The following is a 17,113-nucleotide window of genomic DNA, read 5'->3' as shown; positions in this document are numbered from 1 at the left end:
TCATGAGCAGCACTGTACGAGGCACCGCCCGGCGCCCTGGGTACGCTTCGACGGAAGCACTGTCCGTACGCCGCACCGCGGCGCACCGGCCCGATCCGAAGAGAGCACCACCGTGACGCACCCCTTCCTCGACCTCACCCCGCTCACCGCCGCGCATTTCGCGGCCATCGAGAAGCGGGTGGCCGGCCTCCTCGCTACCGAGCAGGACGTCGTCATCATGCAGGGCGAGGCGCTGCTCCCCCTCGAAGGCTGCATCCGGGGCGGCGCCCGGCCCGGCTCGACCGCGCTGAACGTCGTCACGGGACCGTACGGACAGACCTTCGGGAACTGGCTGCGGGACTGCGGTGCCAATGTCGTCGATCTGGCGGTTCCGTTCCACACGGCGGTCACCGCCGACCAGGTCGCACGGGCGCTGGCCGAGCACCCGGAGATCGACTTCGTCTCCCTGGTCCACGCCGAGGCGGCGACCGGCAACACCAATCCGGTCGCGGAGATCGGTGAGGTGGTCCGTTCGCACGGGGCGCTGTTCATGCTGGACGCCGTCGCCTCGGTGGGCGCCGAGCCGCTGCTGCCGGACGTGTGGGGCGTCGATCTCTGTGTGATCGGCGCGCAGAAGGCGATGGGCGGGCCGGCCGGGGTGTCGGCGGTGTCGGTGAGCGAGCGGGCCTGGGAGCGGATCGCCGCCAACCCCCAGGCCCCGCGCCGCTCGTACCTCTCCCTCCTGGACTGGAAGGAGCGCTGGATCGACGGCGGTCGCAGAGCGCTGCTGCACGCCCCCGCCCAGCTGGAGATGCTGGCCCTGGAGGCCTGCGTGGAACGGATCGAGTCCGAGGGCCTGGACGCGCTGATGGCCCGGCATGCCTCGGCTGCCGCGGCGACGCGTGCGGGTGCGGTGGCGCTCGGCGGCGGTCTGTCGCCGTATGTGCACGAGGCGCAGGACGCGGCGCCGGTCGCGACGACGCTGCGCGCCCCGGCGGGCGTCGACGCCTCCGAGCTGGTCGCGCGGGCACTCGCGGCCGACCCGTCGCTGCCGCTGATCGCGGGCGGCGGTGCACTGTCCAAGGAGATGATCCGGGTCAATCACTACGGTGTGGATGCGACGCGGGGCGCGGTGCAGTCCTCGCTCGCGGCTCTGGGGGCGGCGCTGGCCGATGCGGGCCGGCAGGTCGACTTCGAAACTGCCCGCAAAGCCGTTTCGGAAACCTGGCCGAGCGAGTAGAAGCGCACCGGAACGTCAATATTCCATAAATGCGGGGAGCTGCTTTATTCAGAGCAGCTCCCCGCATTCTTCTGCCCGCTTTCCCGGACCCTAAACGCCCAAGTTTCCAGAAGCCGGATCCACACAATTCCGTTGCGTCACCCGAGAGTTACGACCTTGTGACCGACTCCACATCGCGGCCGTTATGCCGGATAAATAGCACCCAAAACATAAGAAAGTGAGGCCGGATCGCGCCGGTGCACGCGCCCGCGTGATAACATAGAGGATCGCCCCACCCAACCCCTTGCGTCGATGCAATTTCAGAATTTGCTGGGTAAATTCAATTCACATGACCGCCGCACCAGCAGATTTTGCAAGTGCCCGAAGTGAATTCCTCACCATCGACACCCCACGAGTGGAGGACGGAGCCGCGATCTGGCGCATCGCCCGCGACTCCGAGGTCCTGGACCTCAACTCCTCGTATAGCTACCTGCTGTGGTGCCGTGACTTCGCGGCCACCTCCGTGGTCGCCCGCGACGAGACCGGCGGGCCCGTTGCCTTCGTGACGGGATACCTCCGGCCGGACCGCCCCGAGACACTCGTCGTCTGGCAGGTGGCCGTCGATCACGGCCACCGCGGGACCGGACTGGCGGGAAAGCTGCTGGACGCGCTGACCTCGCGGGTCGCAGCCTCGCAGGGCCTGGCCTCGGTCGAGACGACCGTCACCCCGGACAACACCGCGTCGGACCGGCTGTTCACCTCCTACGCGCTGCGCCACGACGTGGCCCTGGAGCGTGAAGTGCTCTTCGACGGTGAGCTGTTCCCCGAGGGAACGCATCTGCCGGAAGTGCTGTACCGCATCGGCCCGTTCCACGCCTGAGCGCATCGGCCTGTTCCACATCCGAGCGCATCGGCCTGTTCCGCACCTGAGCACACCGCTGCCCGTCACACCCCCCTCAAGCAGGAGATTCCCTGTGACCATCACCCCGCCCGCGCTGAGTGTCTTCGAGACCCTGGAGTCGGAGGTACGGAGCTACTGCCGCAGTTGGCCCGCAGTGTTCGACCACGCGCAGGGCGCCCGTCTGACCGACGAGGACGGCCACACCTACCTCGACTTCTTCGCCGGCGCCGGATCTCTCAACTACGGCCACAACAACCCGGTACTGAAACGCGCGCTGATCGACTACATCGAGCGCGACGGCATCACCCACGGCCTCGACATGGCCACCACCGCGAAACGCGCCTTCCTGGAGTCCTTCCGGAACAACGTGCTGCGCCCGCGTGATCTCCCGTACAAGGTGATGTTCCCCGGCCCGACCGGCACCAACGCGGTCGAGGCGGCGCTGAAGCTGGCCCGCAAGGTGAAGGGGCGCGAGTCGATCGTCTCGTTCACCAACGCCTTCCACGGCATGTCGCTGGGCTCGCTCGCCGTCACCGGAAACGCCTTCAAGCGGGCCGGGGCCGGTATCCCGCTGGTGCACGGCACCCCGATGCCGTTCGACAACTACCTCGACGGCCGGGTACCCGACTTCCTCTGGTTCGAGCGGCTCCTTCAGGACCAGGGCTCCGGTCTCAACCACCCCGCCGCCGTGATCGTCGAGACGGTGCAGGGCGAGGGCGGCATCAATGTGGCGCGCCCCGAGTGGCTGCGGGCGCTCTCCGACCTGTGCCACCGCCGCGACATGCTCCTGATCGTCGACGACATCCAGATGGGCTGCGGCCGCACGGGGGCGTTCTTCTCGTTCGAGGAGGCCGGCATCACCCCCGACATCGTCACCCTGTCCAAGTCCATCAGCGGCTACGGACTGCCCATGTCGCTCTGTCTGTTCAAACCGGAGCTGGACATCTGGGGGCCGGGCGAGCACAACGGCACCTTCCGCGGCAACAACCCGGCGTTCGTCACGGCCGCCGCCGCGCTGGACGCCTACTGGGCGGACGGACAGATGGAGAAGCAGACCCTGGCCCGGGGCGAGCAGATCGAGCAGGCGCTCCTTGCGATCTGCGACGAACACGCCCGGCTCGGTGCGCAGTTCCGGGGCCGCGGCCTGGTCTGGGGCATGGAGTTCACCGACAAGTCGCGCGCCGTCGCGGTCTGCGCCCGCGCCTTCGAGCTGGGCCTCCTGGTCGAGACCTCCGGTCCGCAGAGCGAGGTCGTGAAGCTGCTGCCGCCGCTGACCGTCACCCCCGAGGAGTTGGACGAGGGCCTGCGGACCCTGGCCCGCGCAGTCCGCGAAACCGCCTGATCCCGGACCCGCCCCCAACGCGGGTCCGACGAGAAACACCGCCGCAGAGAGAAAGGCACCGACCCACCGTGATCGTCCGATCGTTCAGTGACATCGAGAACACCGACCGACATGTGAAGGCCGCTTCCGGAACCTGGGAGAGCAAGCGCATCGTGCTCGCCCAGGAGAAGGTGGGCTTCTCGCTCCACGAGACCACGATGTACGCGGGTACCGAGACGTCGATGTGGTACGCGAACCACATCGAGGCCGTCCTGTGCGTCGAGGGCGAGGCCGAGCTCACCAATGACGAGACCGGCGAGAAGCACTGGATCACCCCCGGCACGATGTACCTGCTGAACGGCCATGAGCACCACACCATGCGGCCGAAGACCGACTTCCGCTGTGTCTGCGTCTTCAACCCTCCGGTCACCGGACGGGAGGAGCACGACGAGAACGGTGTCTACCCACTGCTGACCGAGGAGGGCTGAACCATGACCACCGATGTACGCGCCGACCTGTACCCCACACGCGGCGCAGCCGAGATGATCACGCCCCGTCAGGACCCGGTCATCTGGTCCCCGCCCGGCGCCCCGGGGCCGGTCGCCGTGAAGGATCTGCAGGGCTTCGAGCGCGACGGCTTCCTCGGTGTGGACCAGCTGATCACACCGGACGAGGTCGCCGCCTACCACGCCGAACTGGACCGGCTGATCACCGATCCGGCGGTGCGGGCCGACGAGCGCTCGGTCATAGAGCCGAAGTCGCAAAAGCTACGGTCGGTCTTCGAGGTCCACCGGATCAGCGAGGTCTTCGCCCGGCTGGTCAGCGACGAGCGCGTGGTGGGCCGGGCCCGTCAGATCCTCGGTTCCGACGTGTACGTCCACCAGTCCCGGATCAACGTCAAGCCGGGCTTCGGCGCTTCGGGGTTCTACTGGCACTCGGACTTCGAGACCTGGCACGCCGAGGACGGCCTGCCGAACATGCGGGCGGTGTCCGTGTCGATCGCGCTGACCGAGAACCACGACACCAACGGCGGGCTGATGATCATGCCCGGTTCGCACAAGTCGTTCCTCGGCTGTGCGGGCGAGACACCGAAGGACAACTACAAGAAGTCCCTGAAGATGCAGGACGCCGGCACCCCGTCCGACGAGGCGCTGACGAAGCTGGCCGACCGGCACGGCATCAAGCTCTTCACGGGCAAGGCGGGTTCGGCGACCTGGTTCGACTGCAACTGCATGCACGGATCGGGGGACAACATCACCCCGTACCCGCGCAGCAATGTCTTCATCGTCTTCAACAGCGTGGAGAACGCGGCCGAGGAGCCGTTCGCGGCACCGGCGCGGCGTCCGGAGTTCATCGGGGCGCGGGACTTCACACCGGTGAAGTGACGTGTCGACGCGCTGAACCGGGCAGGGGGTGGGGCGACATGCGTCGCCCCACCCCCTGCCCAAACCTGTTGGACCGTGACGGGCGTGAGCGGCGACAGTGGGGCCCATGACTTCACTGGTACGTCACATCACGATCGACTGCGCCGACGCCTACAAGCTCGCCGGTTTCTGGTCCGGGGTACTCGGCGCCCCGCTCTCCGACGAGGACGCCCCCGGCGATCCCGAGGCACTCGTCGAGGCCCCCGGTGCCGCGCTGCTGTTCATCTCGGTGCCGGAGCCGAAGAGCACCAAGAACCGTCTGCACCTGGACATTCAGCCGCAGGACCGCACCCGCGACGAGGAGGTGGAGCGGCTGCTCGGCCTGGGCGCCACCCTGGTGGCCGACCACCGCAGGCCGAACGGGCGGGGCTGGGCGACGCTCGCCGATCCAGAGGGCAATGAGTTCTGTGTCGAATGCAGTGCGGCGGAACGGGCTGCGCTGACCGGGACCCGGCTGCCGGTCGCGGCGGACGACGTGACCACCGCGGTCCGCCTCGCGGTCGACACGCTCCGGGAGTCCTCGGTGGACAACTGGCTGGTCCCGGCCGGGTCGTTGGAGTGGGACTGCTGGGGGACCGCCGAGCACCTGAGCGACGATCTCTTCTCCTACGCGGCACAGCTGGGCCCGCGGCAACCGTCGCTGGACACGTACGTCCCCTACCGCTGGAGCGCCGATCACAAGGGCGGTCCGGTGAACGCGATCTTCGCGGACCGGTCGGCCGGACCCGCCGGACTGCTCCAGACGCTGGAGGCGAGCGGCGCGCTGCTCGCGGCGATGGTACGGACGGCCTCGCCCGAGGTCCGCTCGTACCACTCCTACGGGGTGTCCGACCCGGAGGGCTTCGCCGCCATGGGCATCGTGGAGACCCTGGTGCACGTGCATGACCTCGCCGCGAGCCTGGATGTCTCCTGGGCTCCGCCCGCCGATCTCTGCGACCGGGTACTGGCCCGGCTGTTCCCGGACGCCCCCAAGGACACCGACCGGTGGGCCGTCCTGCTCTGGGCCACCGGCCGCGGCGAACTGCCCGGCCATCCCCGGGTCACCTCGTGGAAGTGGCACAGTGCGCCGCTGGAGGAGTCGGGCCGGGATTAGCGGGAGGGCGCGGGCGCTGCAGGAGGATGTGCTGAACCTCTTCGGGGACGCCGGGCCCCGGCCGCAGCCCGGCGACCCGCACGGCCTCAGGACTGGACGGCGTCCAGCGCCGGGTAGTCGACGTATCCTTTCGCGTCCCCGCCGAAGAAGGTCGACGGGTCCGGGGTGTTGAACGGGCCGCCGGCCTTCAGCCTGGCGGGCAGGTCCGGGTTGGCGATGAACAGGGCACCGTAGGAGATGATGTCGGCGATCCCGTCATCGATCAGCGAGTGGTCGTCCGGTCCGGTCGGCCCGTCCGTCAGCGCGTTGAGGACGAAGGTGCCGGAGAACTGCTTGCGCAGCGCGAGGGTCAGTTCGCGGATCTTCGCCGCTTCCAGGACGTGCAGATAGGCGAGGCCGAGCGGCTCGATCTCCTGTACCAGCGCGGTGTAGACGGCGTCCGGCGCGGGCTCGTCGATGTCGTTGTACGGGTTTCCGGGCGAGATGCGCAGCCCGGTCCGCTCCGCGCCGATCTCGGCGGCGACGGCCTTGACCACCTCGACGGCGAACCGGATTCGGGCCTCGTCGGAGCCGCCCCACTCGTCGTTGCGCAGATTGGTGTTGGGCGCGAGGAACTGGTGGATGAGGTAGCCGTTGGCGCCGTGCAGTTCGACCCCGTCGAAGCCGGCGTCGACCGCGTTACGGGCGGCCGCCGCGAAGTCGGCTATGGTCTGCCGGACTTCGTCGCCGGTCAGTTCGCGCGGTGCGGTGAAGTCCTCCAGCCCCGTGCCGGTGTAGAGCTGACCGGCGGGCTTGAGCGGCGAGGCGCTGACCGGGGTGAGCCCGTCCGGCAGCAGGTCCGGGTGGCCGATCCGGCCGGCGTGCATGAGCTGGGCGAAGATCCGGCCGCCCGCCGCGTGCACCGCGTCGGTGACCTTGCGCCAGGACGCGGCCTGCTCCGCACTGTGCAGCCCAGGAGTGGAGGGGTAGCCCTGGCCCACCGCCGACGGCTGGATGCCCTCCGTGATGATGAGGCCCGCCGAGGCGCGCTGGGCGTAGTACTCGGCGACGAGATCCGTGGCAATGCCGCCCTCACCGGCCCGGCTGCGGGTCATCGGGGCCATCGCGATGCGGTTGGCGAGCTGGGTACCGGACAGGTCGATCGGGTCGAATGCGGTGGTCATGGAAGCTCCAGAAAAATTATGTGGTCGGCCAACTATCTGTGCCGTGCGCCACTGTAGCCCATTAATTGGCCGACCAAGGTAAAGTTCGCAGAAAGCGACCGGCTCCGCGCTCCCGACCCACCAGGAGCACCGCCCGGCACCACCCCGAGGAGTCCCGATGAAGGCCGATCCCGCCTGTACCGAGCTGCCGAGCGCCGCCCGCGGCGGCCCCGTCAGCCATGCCGTCTCACGGGTCGCCCGGCTGCACCGGATCGCCGCGGGCAGGCTGCTCAAGGGACTCGGGCTCTACCCCGGCCAGGAGTTCCTGATGATGTACCTGTGGGACGCGGGTGCGGTGCGCCAGTCCGAGCTGATCAAGACCGTCGACCTCGACCCCTCCACCGTCACCAAGATGCTCCAGCGCCTCGAACAGACCGGGCACGTCCGCCGCTGCCCCGACCCGGGCGACCGCAGGGCCGTCCTGGTCGAGGCCACCGACGACAGCTGCGCGCTGCACGCCGACGTCGAGCGGGCCTGGACGAATCTGGAGGAGCACACCCTCGCCGGGCTGGACCCGGCCGAACGCAAGGAGCTGGCCCGACTGCTCGCCAAGGTCGAGGAGAACCTCTGCCACGAGACCGAGGACTGCCCCGAGCGCCGCTGATCCCCCGGCGTCCGGACGGGACCGGCCGGTATCCGGGCGGGTTCAGACGGAGAGCACCTCCAGGGCACGGTCCACATCGGCCTCCGTGTTGTACAGGTGGAAGGCCGCGCGCAGACTCCCCGCCCGGTTCGAGACCATCACCCCGGCCCGCGCCAGCTCCGGCTCCCGCCCGCCGAGTCCGGGCACGGCCACGATCGCCGACTCCCCCGGCACCGCCTCGTGCCCCAGTCCGGCCAGCCCGGCCCGCATGCGGGCGGCGAGCCCGGTGGCGTGGGCGTGGACGGCGTCGATGCCGACCTCGCCCAGCAGCGCGAGGGAGTGCTCGGCGCCGTGGTACGAGAGGAAGGCCGGCGGTTCGTCGTAGCGCCGGGCGGTCGGGGAGAGCCGCCCGGCCGGGCCGTACGTGCTGTTCCCGGGGTCATCGGAGGCGACCCACGCGGCGAAGACGGTCGGCAGGGTGCGCTGTGCCTCCTCGGTGACGGTGAGGAACGACGCACCCCGCGGGCAGAGCAGGAATTTGAAGCCACCGGTGACGGTGTAGTCGTACGCCCCGGCGTCCAGCGGCAGCCAGCCGGCCGACTGGGTGGCGTCGAGCAGCGTCCGGGCGCCGTGGGCAGCGGCCGCCGCACGTACCGCGTCCAGATCGGCGATCCGGCCGTCGGCGGACTGCACGGAGGAGAAGGCGACGAGATCGGTGCCGGTCCGTACCGCGTCGGCCAGCCCGTCCAGCGGGACGTAACGCATCCTGAGATCGCCACGGACCGCGAACGGGCTGACGACGGAGCTGAACTCCCCTTCGGGCACCAGGACTTCGGCCCCCGCCGGCAGCGAGGACGCGATCAGCCCGACGTGTACGGAGACCGAGCTGCCGGTGGCGACCCGGTCGGCGTCGACTCCGACGAGGCGGGCGAAGCCGGCCCGGGCCGCGTCCACCGCCTCGAAGTCGCCGGAGCCGGCCCTGCGGCCCGTGGCGATCGCCTCGGCGAGCGCCCTCACCGCGTCCACGGTGCGCCGGGGCAGCAGCCCACAGGTGGAGGTGTTGAGGTAGGCGGTCTCCGGCGCGAACTCGTCTCCCGCACGGCTGAGCGAAGTAGTCTCCATGATCCCAGCCTGAAGCCCCCTTGACTCATCGTCAATTACAAAGAGTTAAGGGGTGCATCCAAGCAATGCTTATGTATGCAGCTGAGCGAGGTGTCGGGCGACGGCGCCGGCCTGCGCGCTCAGGCGTTGCTGCCGGGCTGCGGGACCTCGCAGGCACCGTCGGCGTCGCACGCCGCGGCGTCCCCGCCGATCGCGGTCAGCGGCCGGTCCTTCCACGCCTGTTCGAGCGCCTGGGCGAAGACCTCTGCGGGCTGGCCGCCGGAGATCCCGTACCGACGGTCGAGCACGAAGAACGGCACCGCGTTGGCCCCGAGCTCGGACGCCTCGCGCTCATCGGCCCGCACCTCGGCGGCATACGCCTCCGGGTCGGCGAGGACGGCACGCGCCTCGTCGGCGTCGAGCCCGGCCTCGACGGCCAGTTCGACCAGCACGTCACCGTCGAAGACGGAACGCTCCTCGGCGAAGTTCGCCCGGTAGGCGAGGCCCAGCAGCTCGTCCTGGCGGCCTCGGGCCTTGGCCAGATGGAGCAGCCGGTGGATGTCGAAGGTGTTGCCGTGGTCGCGGCCCTCGGTGAGGTAGCCGAGCCCCTCGGCCTGCGCGTTGGCCGCGACGTTCGCCTCCATGGCCTTCGCCTCTTCGCGGGTGCGCCCGTACTTCTGCGCCAGCATGTCGATCACCTGCACGGTGTCGCCCTTGGCATGCGTGGGGTCGAGCTCGAAGGACCGGTGCACGACCTCGACCTCGTCGCGGTGGGCAAACCCCGACAGGCCCTTCTCGAAGCGGGCCTTCCCTATGTAGCACCAGGGGCAGGCGATGTCGCTCCAGATCTCGACGCGCATGTCTCTTCTTCTCTCCGTGTTCTCGTACGTACAGCTCAGGCGGCGCGGAGCCACCCTCCGCTCCGTGGACAACACAGGAGCGGACGCCCTCATTCCCTGGTGCGCGGGGGCCGGTCGCCCCGCCGGTCCGGACGGTCACAGCACGGCCCGGTCCATCGGGCACGGCAGCGGCTGCAGCGCACCGGCGTCGCGCAGCCGCAGATGGGCCCGCAGCACGTCCTGCACGTTGCCTCGCGGAGCGATGTCGAGGAGGACGCCTCCGACGCGGAGCTCCTTGTGCCCGGCCGTCATGCCCTCCGGCAGCAGGGCCGCGCGTGCCGGGGAGAGGTAGCCGACCCAGCCGACGCAGGGCTCACCGACAACGAAACCCGCATCGTCCTCCAAGGCGTCGAGCACGTCGTCGTCGGTGACGTCGCCGAAGTCGGGCTCCCACGCCTCGGCGACAACAGCAAGGAGATTCCCGTCGGAGATCTGGGCGTCGTCCGGCGATCTGATACCGATCACCATCGACTGGAGGAGGAACTCCGAGACGCCGCCCCCGTTCCCGCTGACCTCGATCTCCCAGCCCGGCTCGCCCGCGAGGACGAGTCGCAGCCCGAACCCGACGCGGTCCGACCAGCCGTCGGCATCCCGGGCCGCGCGCAGAGCGGCGTGGAGGGAGTCCTCGTCCGGCGCGAGATCAGTGGCGGGCCCGGACGAATGGATCTGCCGCCACGTCCACACAGCTCCGGGGCCACCCGCCGGAAGGATCTCGGCAAGCTGGTCCAGGGTGAGCTTCCATCGCCTGGTCAGCGCCTCGGCCGACTCCTTCCGGGGCCCCCAGAAGCCCCGCACCACACGTCGCATGTCCTGCCTCCGCCGCCCTACGCCCGAACCCGCCCAGGGCCGGATCAGACCGTGGCCGCCGCGACCGGCGCCGCGGTCAGCCTGCTGAAAGAGGCACGGTACGCGCTCGGGGTGAGGCCGAGGCGGCGCTGGATGTGCTGGCGCATCGAGTCGGCGGTACCGAGGCCACTGGCGCGAGCGACCTGATCCATGGGGAGGGTGGTGGTCTCCAGCAGTTCGCGGGCCCGCTCGATGCGCTGGTGGAGCAGCCACTGGAGGGGGCTGACCGCGGCCATGATGGAGGCCGTGCCGACGGACCGGGCCGGTGTCGCCGCGGGCGTCCTGAACGCCGCCCGCCAGGTCTCTGGCGGCCTGGGCGTGGCGGCGTTCGGCGCCTTGGTCGCGACCGGCTTCGAGGACGGCCTCCGGGCAAGCCTGGCGATCAGCGTCGCACTGCTGACGCTGACGGCACTGGCAACGACCCGGCTGGCACGTGGCGGGCCGGCCGCCCCGTCGAAGGACAGCGACTGAGCTGCCGGGAGCTTCGAGAATGCCGGAACGACGCGTGCTGGGCCGGGCCCGACCCAGCACAAGGGAGGGCGGGGATCAGGTGCGGTCGTCGAGGTCGCCCTCGATGCCGTCGGAGCTCTGCTGCCCCTGTTGCCGGGTCTGCTCAGCGCGTCGCCGCAAGCGCTCCCTCTCACTCCGACCGTGCTGGGCCGCCTCGCCCCGCTTGCCCCGAGCGCGGGCACGCAAGAGCCCCGGCGGTCACGGGGACTGCCGGGGCTCAGTGCCTAATACGCGGTGTTGAGTTCCCAGAACCGGAAGACAGTCGATGTGTCCAGGCAGTTCTGCAAACCCCGGACGTTCTCGTGGGCGACTGCGTACTGCTTGCCCTGCCAGAGCGGCAGGAGCGGCAGCTCGCGCGCCACGATGTCCTGCAGCTTGATGAACTTCTGCCGAGTGCTCGCGCGGTCGGTCATGGACGAGGTCTGCGGGATGATCTGATCGGTTATCTCGCTGTTCTCGTAATTGTTCGACAGGACGTTGCCCTTGCCGAAGAACGGCTGGGTGAAATTGTCGGGGTCGGGATAGTCCGGCACCCAGCCCTTGACGTAAACCCCGTACACGCCGTCGGCGATGTCCTTCTCGTACTGGTCGAACGGGACGGTTTCCATCCTGGCGTCGAAGAGTCCGCTCTTGTTCAACTGAGCCGCGATGGTCCGCAGTTCGTCGTCGGTGGCGGGTCCGTAACGGCTCGGGGTGGACCAGAGGGTGAGTTTCACCTTGCGGGTGATACCGGAGTCCCTCAGGGCGTCCTTCGCCTTCTGGGGCTGCGGGCCGTCGCCGTACGTGTCGAAGAAGGAGGTGCCGTGCCCGGTGATACCGACCGGGACGATCGAGTAGAGCGGCGTCGCCGTGGACTCGTAGACCTCGCTCAACAGGGCGTTGCGGTCGAGGAGATAGGCGATGGCCTTGCGCACGCCGATCTTGCCGACCACGGGGTCGGCCATGTTGAACACCATGTGCTGGACCTCGGCGCTGCTGCCCTGGACTACGTCGATGCCGTCCTTCCCCGCGGTGGGCGAGGCATCCAGGGCGGCTATCGCCTTGGCGGTGAGGCCACGGTATGCGACGTCGACCTCGCCCTTCTCCAGGGAGGATTTAAGGGCCTGCTGGTCGCCCTGGAAGAGTCGCAGCGTCACGCCGGAGTTCTTCACCTCGGCGGTTCCGTGGTAGCCGGAGTAGACAGAGAAGACGGCCTTCGACTTGTCGATGGAGTCCAGCATGTAGGGACCGGAGCCAACCGTTTTGCCGCCCTTGAGCAGCCTGTCCTTGGGATAGACGTGACGGTCCACGATGGAACCGGCACCCGATGCGATCTTGCTGGGAAATATCGCATCGGGCACCTTGAGGTGGAAGACGACGGTCTTCTCGCTCGGGGTGCTGATCGACGAGATGGTGGAGAGCAGCGGCGCCGGGCCGGCCGGGTCGTTGATTCCGATCGCCCGGTCGAAGGAGTATTTGACGTCCGCCGAGGTGAGGCTGTTGCCGTTGCTGAACTTCAACCCGCCACGCAGGGTGCACGTGTAGGTCTTGCTGCCGTCCGAGAAATGACACTCCTCGGCGGCCTCCGGCACAGGGGTGGAAGCCCCGGGTGGGAAGCTCATCAAGGACTGGAAGACATTGTTGAACAGCAGCCAGGACCCCGGGTCGTACCCCGCGGCCGGATCCGTCGCGAGGATGCCGTCGGACATCCCGACGACCATCCTCCCCTTGTCCTCGTCGAACGGCCAGATCTCACCCTGGGAGCCGCAACCCGCCAGCAGCACCCCTGCCAATCCCCCGGCAATCAGAGCGCTCGACCGCCTCGTGCGAACCTTCACAGAACGTGCCTCATACTCTCGGCCGGCCCCATGGGGGGTGTCCCCGGACAACCGGATCAGGTCAGGAAATACTGCGAAAGCCGCGACCGTCCAGCCCTGTCAGCCCGGCCGGGCGCGGTGGTGCGGACCGACAGCCTGCCTGGACTCGGCTTTCACCGGGAATTCCAGGCATGGTGACTGACTGTCAGAAAATCAGCAGGTGAACGACAGGGGCATGTCATAGTCGGTCACGTGGTGCCGTTGGGCAATCTAGTAGTACACCGCACTGCGCGGTGGCACATCGTGCGCCAAAAATCGCCCCCGGACAGCCGATGCTGTTGGCCTGGTATGCCTGGTATCAGATCACGGTGTTCGAGCCGGCCGACGCGGTCCTCACCCCCGCCCGGCCGACCGGCGAACAGGCCCCGAAGGGGGCAGCACACGGGTCGTACGGCGCCACCGTGGGCCGCCCTCCTGGAAACCGTGGCGGTCCAAAAACTCCAGACCGCCATCACGTCCACCACTGCACCATCGAGGCCGAAAATCGTCGGATCAGCCACGGAACACGCATGCCTTCGGCGTCCATCGGCAGACCATGGGCACCTTTCCCGGTACGCCGAGGTGCGGGTGTGATCAATCGCCGCCCGGGGCCCGTTGCTTGTCGGGTCGGGGTGCGCAATCACTGGCAGATGTCACCCGATACCCGGCGCCCGTTCGCGTCGCGGAGACCTCTGCCCACACCGTCTTGCCGGACGGCGGGTACGGATGTACGCCCCAGTCCGCCGCGAGGGCATCGACGATGAGCAGCCCCCGGCCTCCATCAACGGCTTCCCGGGACGCGGCGGGGAGGCACTCGCCGCGCGGGTCCGCGACCTCGATCCGCAGCCGTCCGCCCGGGAGGAGGGCGAGCCCGAGCCGGAAGCCCCGCCCGTCCAGCCGCCCGTGCGTGACCGCGTTCGCCGTCAGTTCGGCGACGACGAGCGCGGCCGCGTCGATGCGCTCGCCGTCACGCAGCCATCCCCATGCCACCAATTGCTCCACGGCGAGCAGGCGAGCCAGGCGGGCACCTCGGCGGGTGGCACTGTACAGCTGTGTGAACTGTTGTGCGGAAGTTGACTGTTGGGGAGTTTCGATCTCCACGGATTCACTCGTCACGCCACTCAGCGTGGCCAACTCGCCGTACGCCGACCAGCAACGACAACGGTACGTAGCGTGCGCGTACCGGTACGCACCGCGACCTGTACCGGCTGTCCGCCGTGACGGGACGACGTGCACGACCGGCCCTCAGGAACGGGAGCGGGCAGTCATGGAAATGGACGGTGCGATCGGTGGCGACGACGACTCGGAGGAGGCCGCGGACCTGTTCCGCGTGATCGGCAGCCAGCTCCGGCTACTGCGCGAGCGTGCAGGCCTCACCCAGCGGGAGGTGGGCGACCGGCTCGGGTACAGCGAGGACCTGATTCGGTCGCTGGAACGGGGACGCAGGATGCCACAGCCGGAGTTCCTGGACGCGGCGGACGACCTGCTGGAGGCGGGCGGGCTGCTGCGAGCCACGAAGGAGGAGGTGGCGCGGGCGAAGGCACGGGCGCGGGTGAAGTATCCGGCATGGTTCAACGACTATGCGAAGCTGGAGGCTGATGCTGTCGAACTCTCCTACTACAGCAACCACACGGTGCCCGGCCTCTTCCAGACTGAGACACATGCCCGCGCCCTGTATGCCATGCGCAAGCCGCTACTGGGCGACGAACTCATCGAGCAGCGCGTGGCGGCGCGCCTGACCAGACAAGCGGTTCTGACGAACCGACCAGCCCCGATGGTGAACTGCATCATCGAGGAGGCAGTCCTCCGACGCCCGGTCGGCGAATGGGACGTCCACAAGGAGCAGCTCGAAGAGCTGATCAGGCTCGGCCGGTTGCGCAACGTGGAGCTCCAGGTCATGCCGCTCGACCGTCCTGAACATGCGGGCCTGGCCGGCCCGTTCATCCTTCTCACACCGACGCGCAAACCCCAGGTCGGATACCTTGAGGTGCAGAACATCAGCCGGTTGATCACCGATCCGGAGGAGGTCCGTATCCTGGCCGCACGATATGGATGCATCCGGTCTCAGGCACTCACACCACGTGAGTCCTCGGCTCTGATCGAAAGGTTGCTGAAAGACCAATGAAGCCGGACGTCCACGTTCAGAACCCGGCAGACATCTCGTGGTTCAAGAGCAGCTACAGCTCCAACGAGGGCGGCGAATGCATCGAGGTGGCCTCTACCGAAGAGGCGATCCTCGTCCGCGACTCGAAAGATGCATCCCTCCCTCACCTGACGCTCACCCACACAGGCTGGACGCACTTCGTGCGGTACGCGGCCGGAGCCTGAACGAAGGTCCGCCCGGCGCTACCCGCACGACCCCGGGCGCTCCTCCGCCGGGACGATACGGAGTTTGCTCATCGGCACCTTGAGCCCCTGCTCCTTGCGCGCGTCCCACAGCACGACCGTGCCGCCCGCGTCGCCCACCTTGAGATACGGCCGGGTGGGCACGAACTCACCGCCGTCGACCGGGATCGCCTCCGCCTTACCGATGGGGTGGGCACAGACCCACTCGGGGGCGATGCCGAAGTATGGCACCGGAGTGCGCCCGGATTTCGCCGTGGCGACGGCATCACGGCCCGCCGCGCCGGCTGGTTCCAGCCCGAGGCCCCATGCCCCTTCAAGGAGAAGAACGGCTGAGAGAACGAGCAGAAATGCGTATCCCACCCAGCGTTCTCGCACAAGCCAGTGCAGATGCAGCATGTATCCGAGCCCGGCCAGTGCGACGAGCCACAGGTTCATCACGGCCGTGAACTTGACCGAGGCCACGAACTGCCAGAGATGCGGCACATCGACATCCTCGACATTGAGATCGAAGGCGTCCAAGTAGAAGGCGTGCAGGCCGAATCCAACGGACGGGACAAGACCAAGGACGATCGGCAGGATCGTTGGAATCAGCCAAGGAGCCACGGCCCGCCAGCTCCACTGGCGGACGAGGAGACGGATCCCGTTGAAGACGACGAAGCCTGCCATGAGGTATGTGATGACGTGCGACGCGTCCCCGGCCTCCGGCTGCGTACGCACCATGTTCACTCCGAGGCCGACCCCAACTGCCCCGAGGATGCCTGCTCCGGCCAGCGCCTTGGCCTCTGAGGCTTGGGGGAACCCTCCACGGATCACAGCCACTGCGGCGGGAACCAGAAGGAGTGCGAGCAGCCCGAATCCACACCAGGAGCCGAACCCTCCCCGCCACGTGTCGGCTATCCGCGCGCCTGCCCAGCACCAGATCGCCACGAGGACGAACAACCAGCTGAGCTGTTTCTGTGAGCGGCGCCGCGTGCCGACGCCCACCGGTACCTGCTGCGTCGCACCCCCAGACCTCCGCGCCGCAACCCGCCGCGGCTGGGGCCGGGCTCCGGGCAATGGCCGGGAGGCCAGATTCTGCGCTGCGGACGGCGACGTTGCAGTGATCAGCCGACCGGTGTCACGGAGTCCGAGAGTCTCGGCGCGCCACGTGTTCCACCGCTCCATCCAACGCGCTCTCCGGGGCAACTGGACCGTGTGCGGATGCACCTCCGGCCGGTCGTACGCGTACCACTGCGGCCGGTCGACCGGGTCCCGGACCAAACGGTCGGCCACCTCGACGTTGAGGTCCAACTGCAGCTCGTCGGAGATGACCTCGATCCGCTCGCGGGCACCCCTGACCGCATTGATGCTGCTCCCGGGGAATCGCGCCTCGATCGTGTACCAGAACCGTTGCACGGTGACGACACTCGCCGTGCCGCCGCGCTTCTCCAGCACCGGCCAGCCACGATCCGCCAGCGCGCCCTCAAACATCTCGCACTCGGTCTGCGTTCCCCGCAGCTCGACGAGTGCGACCGCTCGCTGATCGAACCTCTTCACTTTCGGCACAGGTCTCGACCTCCCTTTCCCCGTCGGACACGCAACAGGACCTCGCCGCAAGTGCGCCGCAGCGTCGGGATCCTGCTGCTGAACGAGCAGCGTCTCACCGAGGCCCTGCACATGCTCCTGCCGCTCCACAAGGACATGTGCCTGGTCTACGGGCCGGACGGTGAGGAGACCGCCGAAGTAGCCGACGCGCCGGCCCGCATCCGCCTCGCTCCAGCCGATGCAGGACGGGCACCACGAGAACACCTGGAGCGCTGACGGCTCGGTCGGCGGGCTACGTGCGTGGCCGTCGCGGACGCCCGGGGGCTGCCG

Annotated in this window: 19 protein-coding genes; 11 read left to right on the top strand and 8 right to left on the bottom strand. The window is 68.7% G+C overall.

From position 1 onward, the window contains the following. Positions 1-112: 112 nt before the first annotated feature. From OG609_RS31350 to OG609_RS31325, 6 genes are all read left to right on the top strand, one after another. Positions 113-1,219 (top strand): pyridoxal-phosphate-dependent aminotransferase family protein, encoded by a 1,107-nt coding sequence (locus tag OG609_RS31350; protein ID WP_327275913.1) that lies wholly within the window; start codon positions 113-115, stop codon positions 1,217-1,219. Between the two features lie 394 nt (positions 1,220-1,613). Beyond that, on the top strand, positions 1,614-2,078 hold the full coding sequence (ectA, locus tag OG609_RS31345; RefSeq protein ID WP_382898925.1) for a diaminobutyrate acetyltransferase: 465 nt from the start codon (positions 1,614-1,616) through the stop codon (positions 2,076-2,078). Between the two features lie 94 nt (positions 2,079-2,172). Beyond that, on the top strand, positions 2,173-3,441 hold the full coding sequence (gene ectB, locus OG609_RS31340; protein WP_327275911.1) for a diaminobutyrate--2-oxoglutarate transaminase: 1,269 nt from the start codon (positions 2,173-2,175) through the stop codon (positions 3,439-3,441). Positions 3,442-3,509: 68 nt separating this feature from the next. Then, positions 3,510-3,908 carry an ectoine synthase gene (locus OG609_RS31335; RefSeq protein ID WP_093539722.1) on the top strand — a complete coding sequence of 133 codons (399 nt, stop codon included), beginning with the start codon at positions 3,510-3,512 and terminating at the stop codon, positions 3,906-3,908. Positions 3,909-3,911: 3 nt separating this feature from the next. Next, positions 3,912-4,805, top strand: coding sequence for an ectoine hydroxylase (gene thpD, locus OG609_RS31330; RefSeq protein WP_327275910.1), 894 nt, complete (start codon positions 3,912-3,914; stop codon positions 4,803-4,805). 106 nt (positions 4,806-4,911) lie between these two features. Continuing rightward, entirely contained in the window at positions 4,912-5,937 is a 1,026-nt protein-coding gene (locus OG609_RS31325) for a VOC family protein (RefSeq protein WP_327275909.1), read from the top strand. Between the two features lie 86 nt (positions 5,938-6,023). Here the strand turns inward: OG609_RS31325 and OG609_RS31320 are convergent, their stop codons facing one another. Further along, on the bottom strand, positions 6,024-7,100 hold the full coding sequence (locus tag OG609_RS31320; protein WP_327275908.1) for an alkene reductase: 1,077 nt from the start codon (positions 7,098-7,100) through the stop codon (positions 6,024-6,026). 157 nt (positions 7,101-7,257) lie between these two features. On the opposite strand from OG609_RS31320, the gene OG609_RS31315 reads away from it, so the two are divergent. Further along, positions 7,258-7,743, top strand: coding sequence for a MarR family winged helix-turn-helix transcriptional regulator (locus tag OG609_RS31315; protein ID WP_327275907.1), 486 nt, complete (start codon positions 7,258-7,260; stop codon positions 7,741-7,743). Between the two features lie 42 nt (positions 7,744-7,785). Here the strand turns inward: OG609_RS31315 and OG609_RS31310 are convergent, their stop codons facing one another. The 4 genes from OG609_RS31310 to OG609_RS31295 form a co-directional block, all read right to left on the bottom strand. Next, positions 7,786-8,844, bottom strand: a complete 1,059-nt coding sequence (locus OG609_RS31310; protein ID WP_327275906.1) for an aminotransferase class V-fold PLP-dependent enzyme — start codon at positions 8,842-8,844, stop codon at positions 7,786-7,788. Positions 8,845-8,963: 119 nt separating this feature from the next. Then, positions 8,964-9,683 (bottom strand): DsbA family oxidoreductase, encoded by a 720-nt coding sequence (locus tag OG609_RS31305; protein WP_327275905.1) that lies wholly within the window; start codon positions 9,681-9,683, stop codon positions 8,964-8,966. Between the two features lie 135 nt (positions 9,684-9,818). Then, positions 9,819-10,529 carry an Imm52 family immunity protein gene (locus tag OG609_RS31300; protein WP_327275904.1) on the bottom strand — a complete coding sequence of 237 codons (711 nt, stop codon included), beginning with the start codon at positions 10,527-10,529 and terminating at the stop codon, positions 9,819-9,821. 44 nt (positions 10,530-10,573) lie between these two features. Then, a complete protein-coding gene (locus OG609_RS31295) occupies positions 10,574-10,804 on the bottom strand; it encodes a helix-turn-helix domain-containing protein (RefSeq protein ID WP_442818018.1) in 231 nt (76 codons plus the stop codon). Between the two features lie 10 nt (positions 10,805-10,814). On the opposite strand from OG609_RS31295, the gene OG609_RS31290 reads away from it, so the two are divergent. Next, complete coding sequence (locus OG609_RS31290; RefSeq protein WP_327275903.1) at positions 10,815-11,039, top strand: hypothetical protein; 225 nt, start codon at positions 10,815-10,817, stop codon at positions 11,037-11,039. 263 nt (positions 11,040-11,302) lie between these two features. Here the strand turns inward: OG609_RS31290 and OG609_RS31285 are convergent, their stop codons facing one another. Then, a complete protein-coding gene (locus OG609_RS31285) occupies positions 11,303-12,895 on the bottom strand; it encodes an ABC transporter substrate-binding protein (protein WP_327275902.1) in 1,593 nt (530 codons plus the stop codon). Positions 12,896-13,507: 612 nt separating this feature from the next. Further along, complete coding sequence (locus OG609_RS31280; RefSeq protein ID WP_327275901.1) at positions 13,508-14,029, bottom strand: ATP-binding protein; 522 nt, start codon at positions 14,027-14,029, stop codon at positions 13,508-13,510. A gap of 151 nt (positions 14,030-14,180) precedes the next feature. On the opposite strand from OG609_RS31280, the gene OG609_RS31275 reads away from it, so the two are divergent. Both OG609_RS31275 and OG609_RS31270 read left to right on the top strand, forming a co-directional pair. Beyond that, on the top strand, positions 14,181-15,038 hold the full coding sequence (locus tag OG609_RS31275; protein ID WP_327275900.1) for a helix-turn-helix domain-containing protein: 858 nt from the start codon (positions 14,181-14,183) through the stop codon (positions 15,036-15,038). Next, positions 15,035-15,241 (top strand): DUF397 domain-containing protein, encoded by a 207-nt coding sequence (locus OG609_RS31270; RefSeq protein WP_327275899.1) that lies wholly within the window; start codon positions 15,035-15,037, stop codon positions 15,239-15,241. Before OG609_RS31275 ends, OG609_RS31270 begins: the two co-directional genes overlap by 4 nt. A gap of 18 nt (positions 15,242-15,259) precedes the next feature. Here the strand turns inward: OG609_RS31270 and OG609_RS31265 are convergent, their stop codons facing one another. Then, positions 15,260-16,804, bottom strand: coding sequence for a hypothetical protein (locus OG609_RS31265; protein ID WP_327275898.1), 1,545 nt, complete (start codon positions 16,802-16,804; stop codon positions 15,260-15,262). A 51-nt stretch (positions 16,805-16,855) separates the two neighbouring features. Between OG609_RS31265 and OG609_RS31260 the strand changes: the two genes are divergently transcribed. Further along, entirely contained in the window at positions 16,856-17,059 is a 204-nt protein-coding gene (locus OG609_RS31260; protein ID WP_327275897.1) for a hypothetical protein, read from the top strand. The last annotated feature ends 54 nt before the right edge of the window (positions 17,060-17,113 follow it).

The organism is Streptomyces sp. NBC_01224, assembly GCF_036002945.1.
Classification (GTDB): Bacteria; Actinomycetota; Actinomycetes; order Streptomycetales; family Streptomycetaceae; genus Streptomyces.
Note: the sequence above shows the minus strand (reverse complement) of the source record. Positions and strands in the feature narration are given on the sequence as shown.

Excerpts from the sequence above, each read along its gene's own strand:
- thpD (WP_327275910.1), top strand. The coding sequence starts at position 3,912 with ATGACCACCGATGTACGCGCCGACCTGTACCCCACACGCGGCGCAGCC.
- OG609_RS31325 (WP_327275909.1), top strand. The coding sequence starts at position 4,912 with ATGACTTCACTGGTACGTCACATCACGATCGACTGCGCCGACGCCTAC.
- OG609_RS31320 (WP_327275908.1), bottom strand. The coding sequence starts at position 7,100 with ATGACCACCGCATTCGACCCGATCGACCTGTCCGGTACCCAGCTCGCC.
- OG609_RS31315 (WP_327275907.1), top strand. The coding sequence starts at position 7,258 with ATGAAGGCCGATCCCGCCTGTACCGAGCTGCCGAGCGCCGCCCGCGGC.
- OG609_RS31310 (WP_327275906.1), bottom strand. The coding sequence starts at position 8,844 with ATGGAGACTACTTCGCTCAGCCGTGCGGGAGACGAGTTCGCGCCGGAG.
- OG609_RS31305 (WP_327275905.1), bottom strand. The coding sequence starts at position 9,683 with ATGCGCGTCGAGATCTGGAGCGACATCGCCTGCCCCTGGTGCTACATA.
- OG609_RS31300 (WP_327275904.1), bottom strand. The coding sequence starts at position 10,529 with ATGCGACGTGTGGTGCGGGGCTTCTGGGGGCCCCGGAAGGAGTCGGCC.
- OG609_RS31295 (WP_442818018.1), bottom strand. The coding sequence starts at position 10,804 with ATGGCCGCGGTCAGCCCCCTCCAGTGGCTGCTCCACCAGCGCATCGAG.
- OG609_RS31275 (WP_327275900.1), top strand. The coding sequence starts at position 14,181 with ATGGAAATGGACGGTGCGATCGGTGGCGACGACGACTCGGAGGAGGCC.
- OG609_RS31270 (WP_327275899.1), top strand. The coding sequence starts at position 15,035 with ATGAAGCCGGACGTCCACGTTCAGAACCCGGCAGACATCTCGTGGTTC.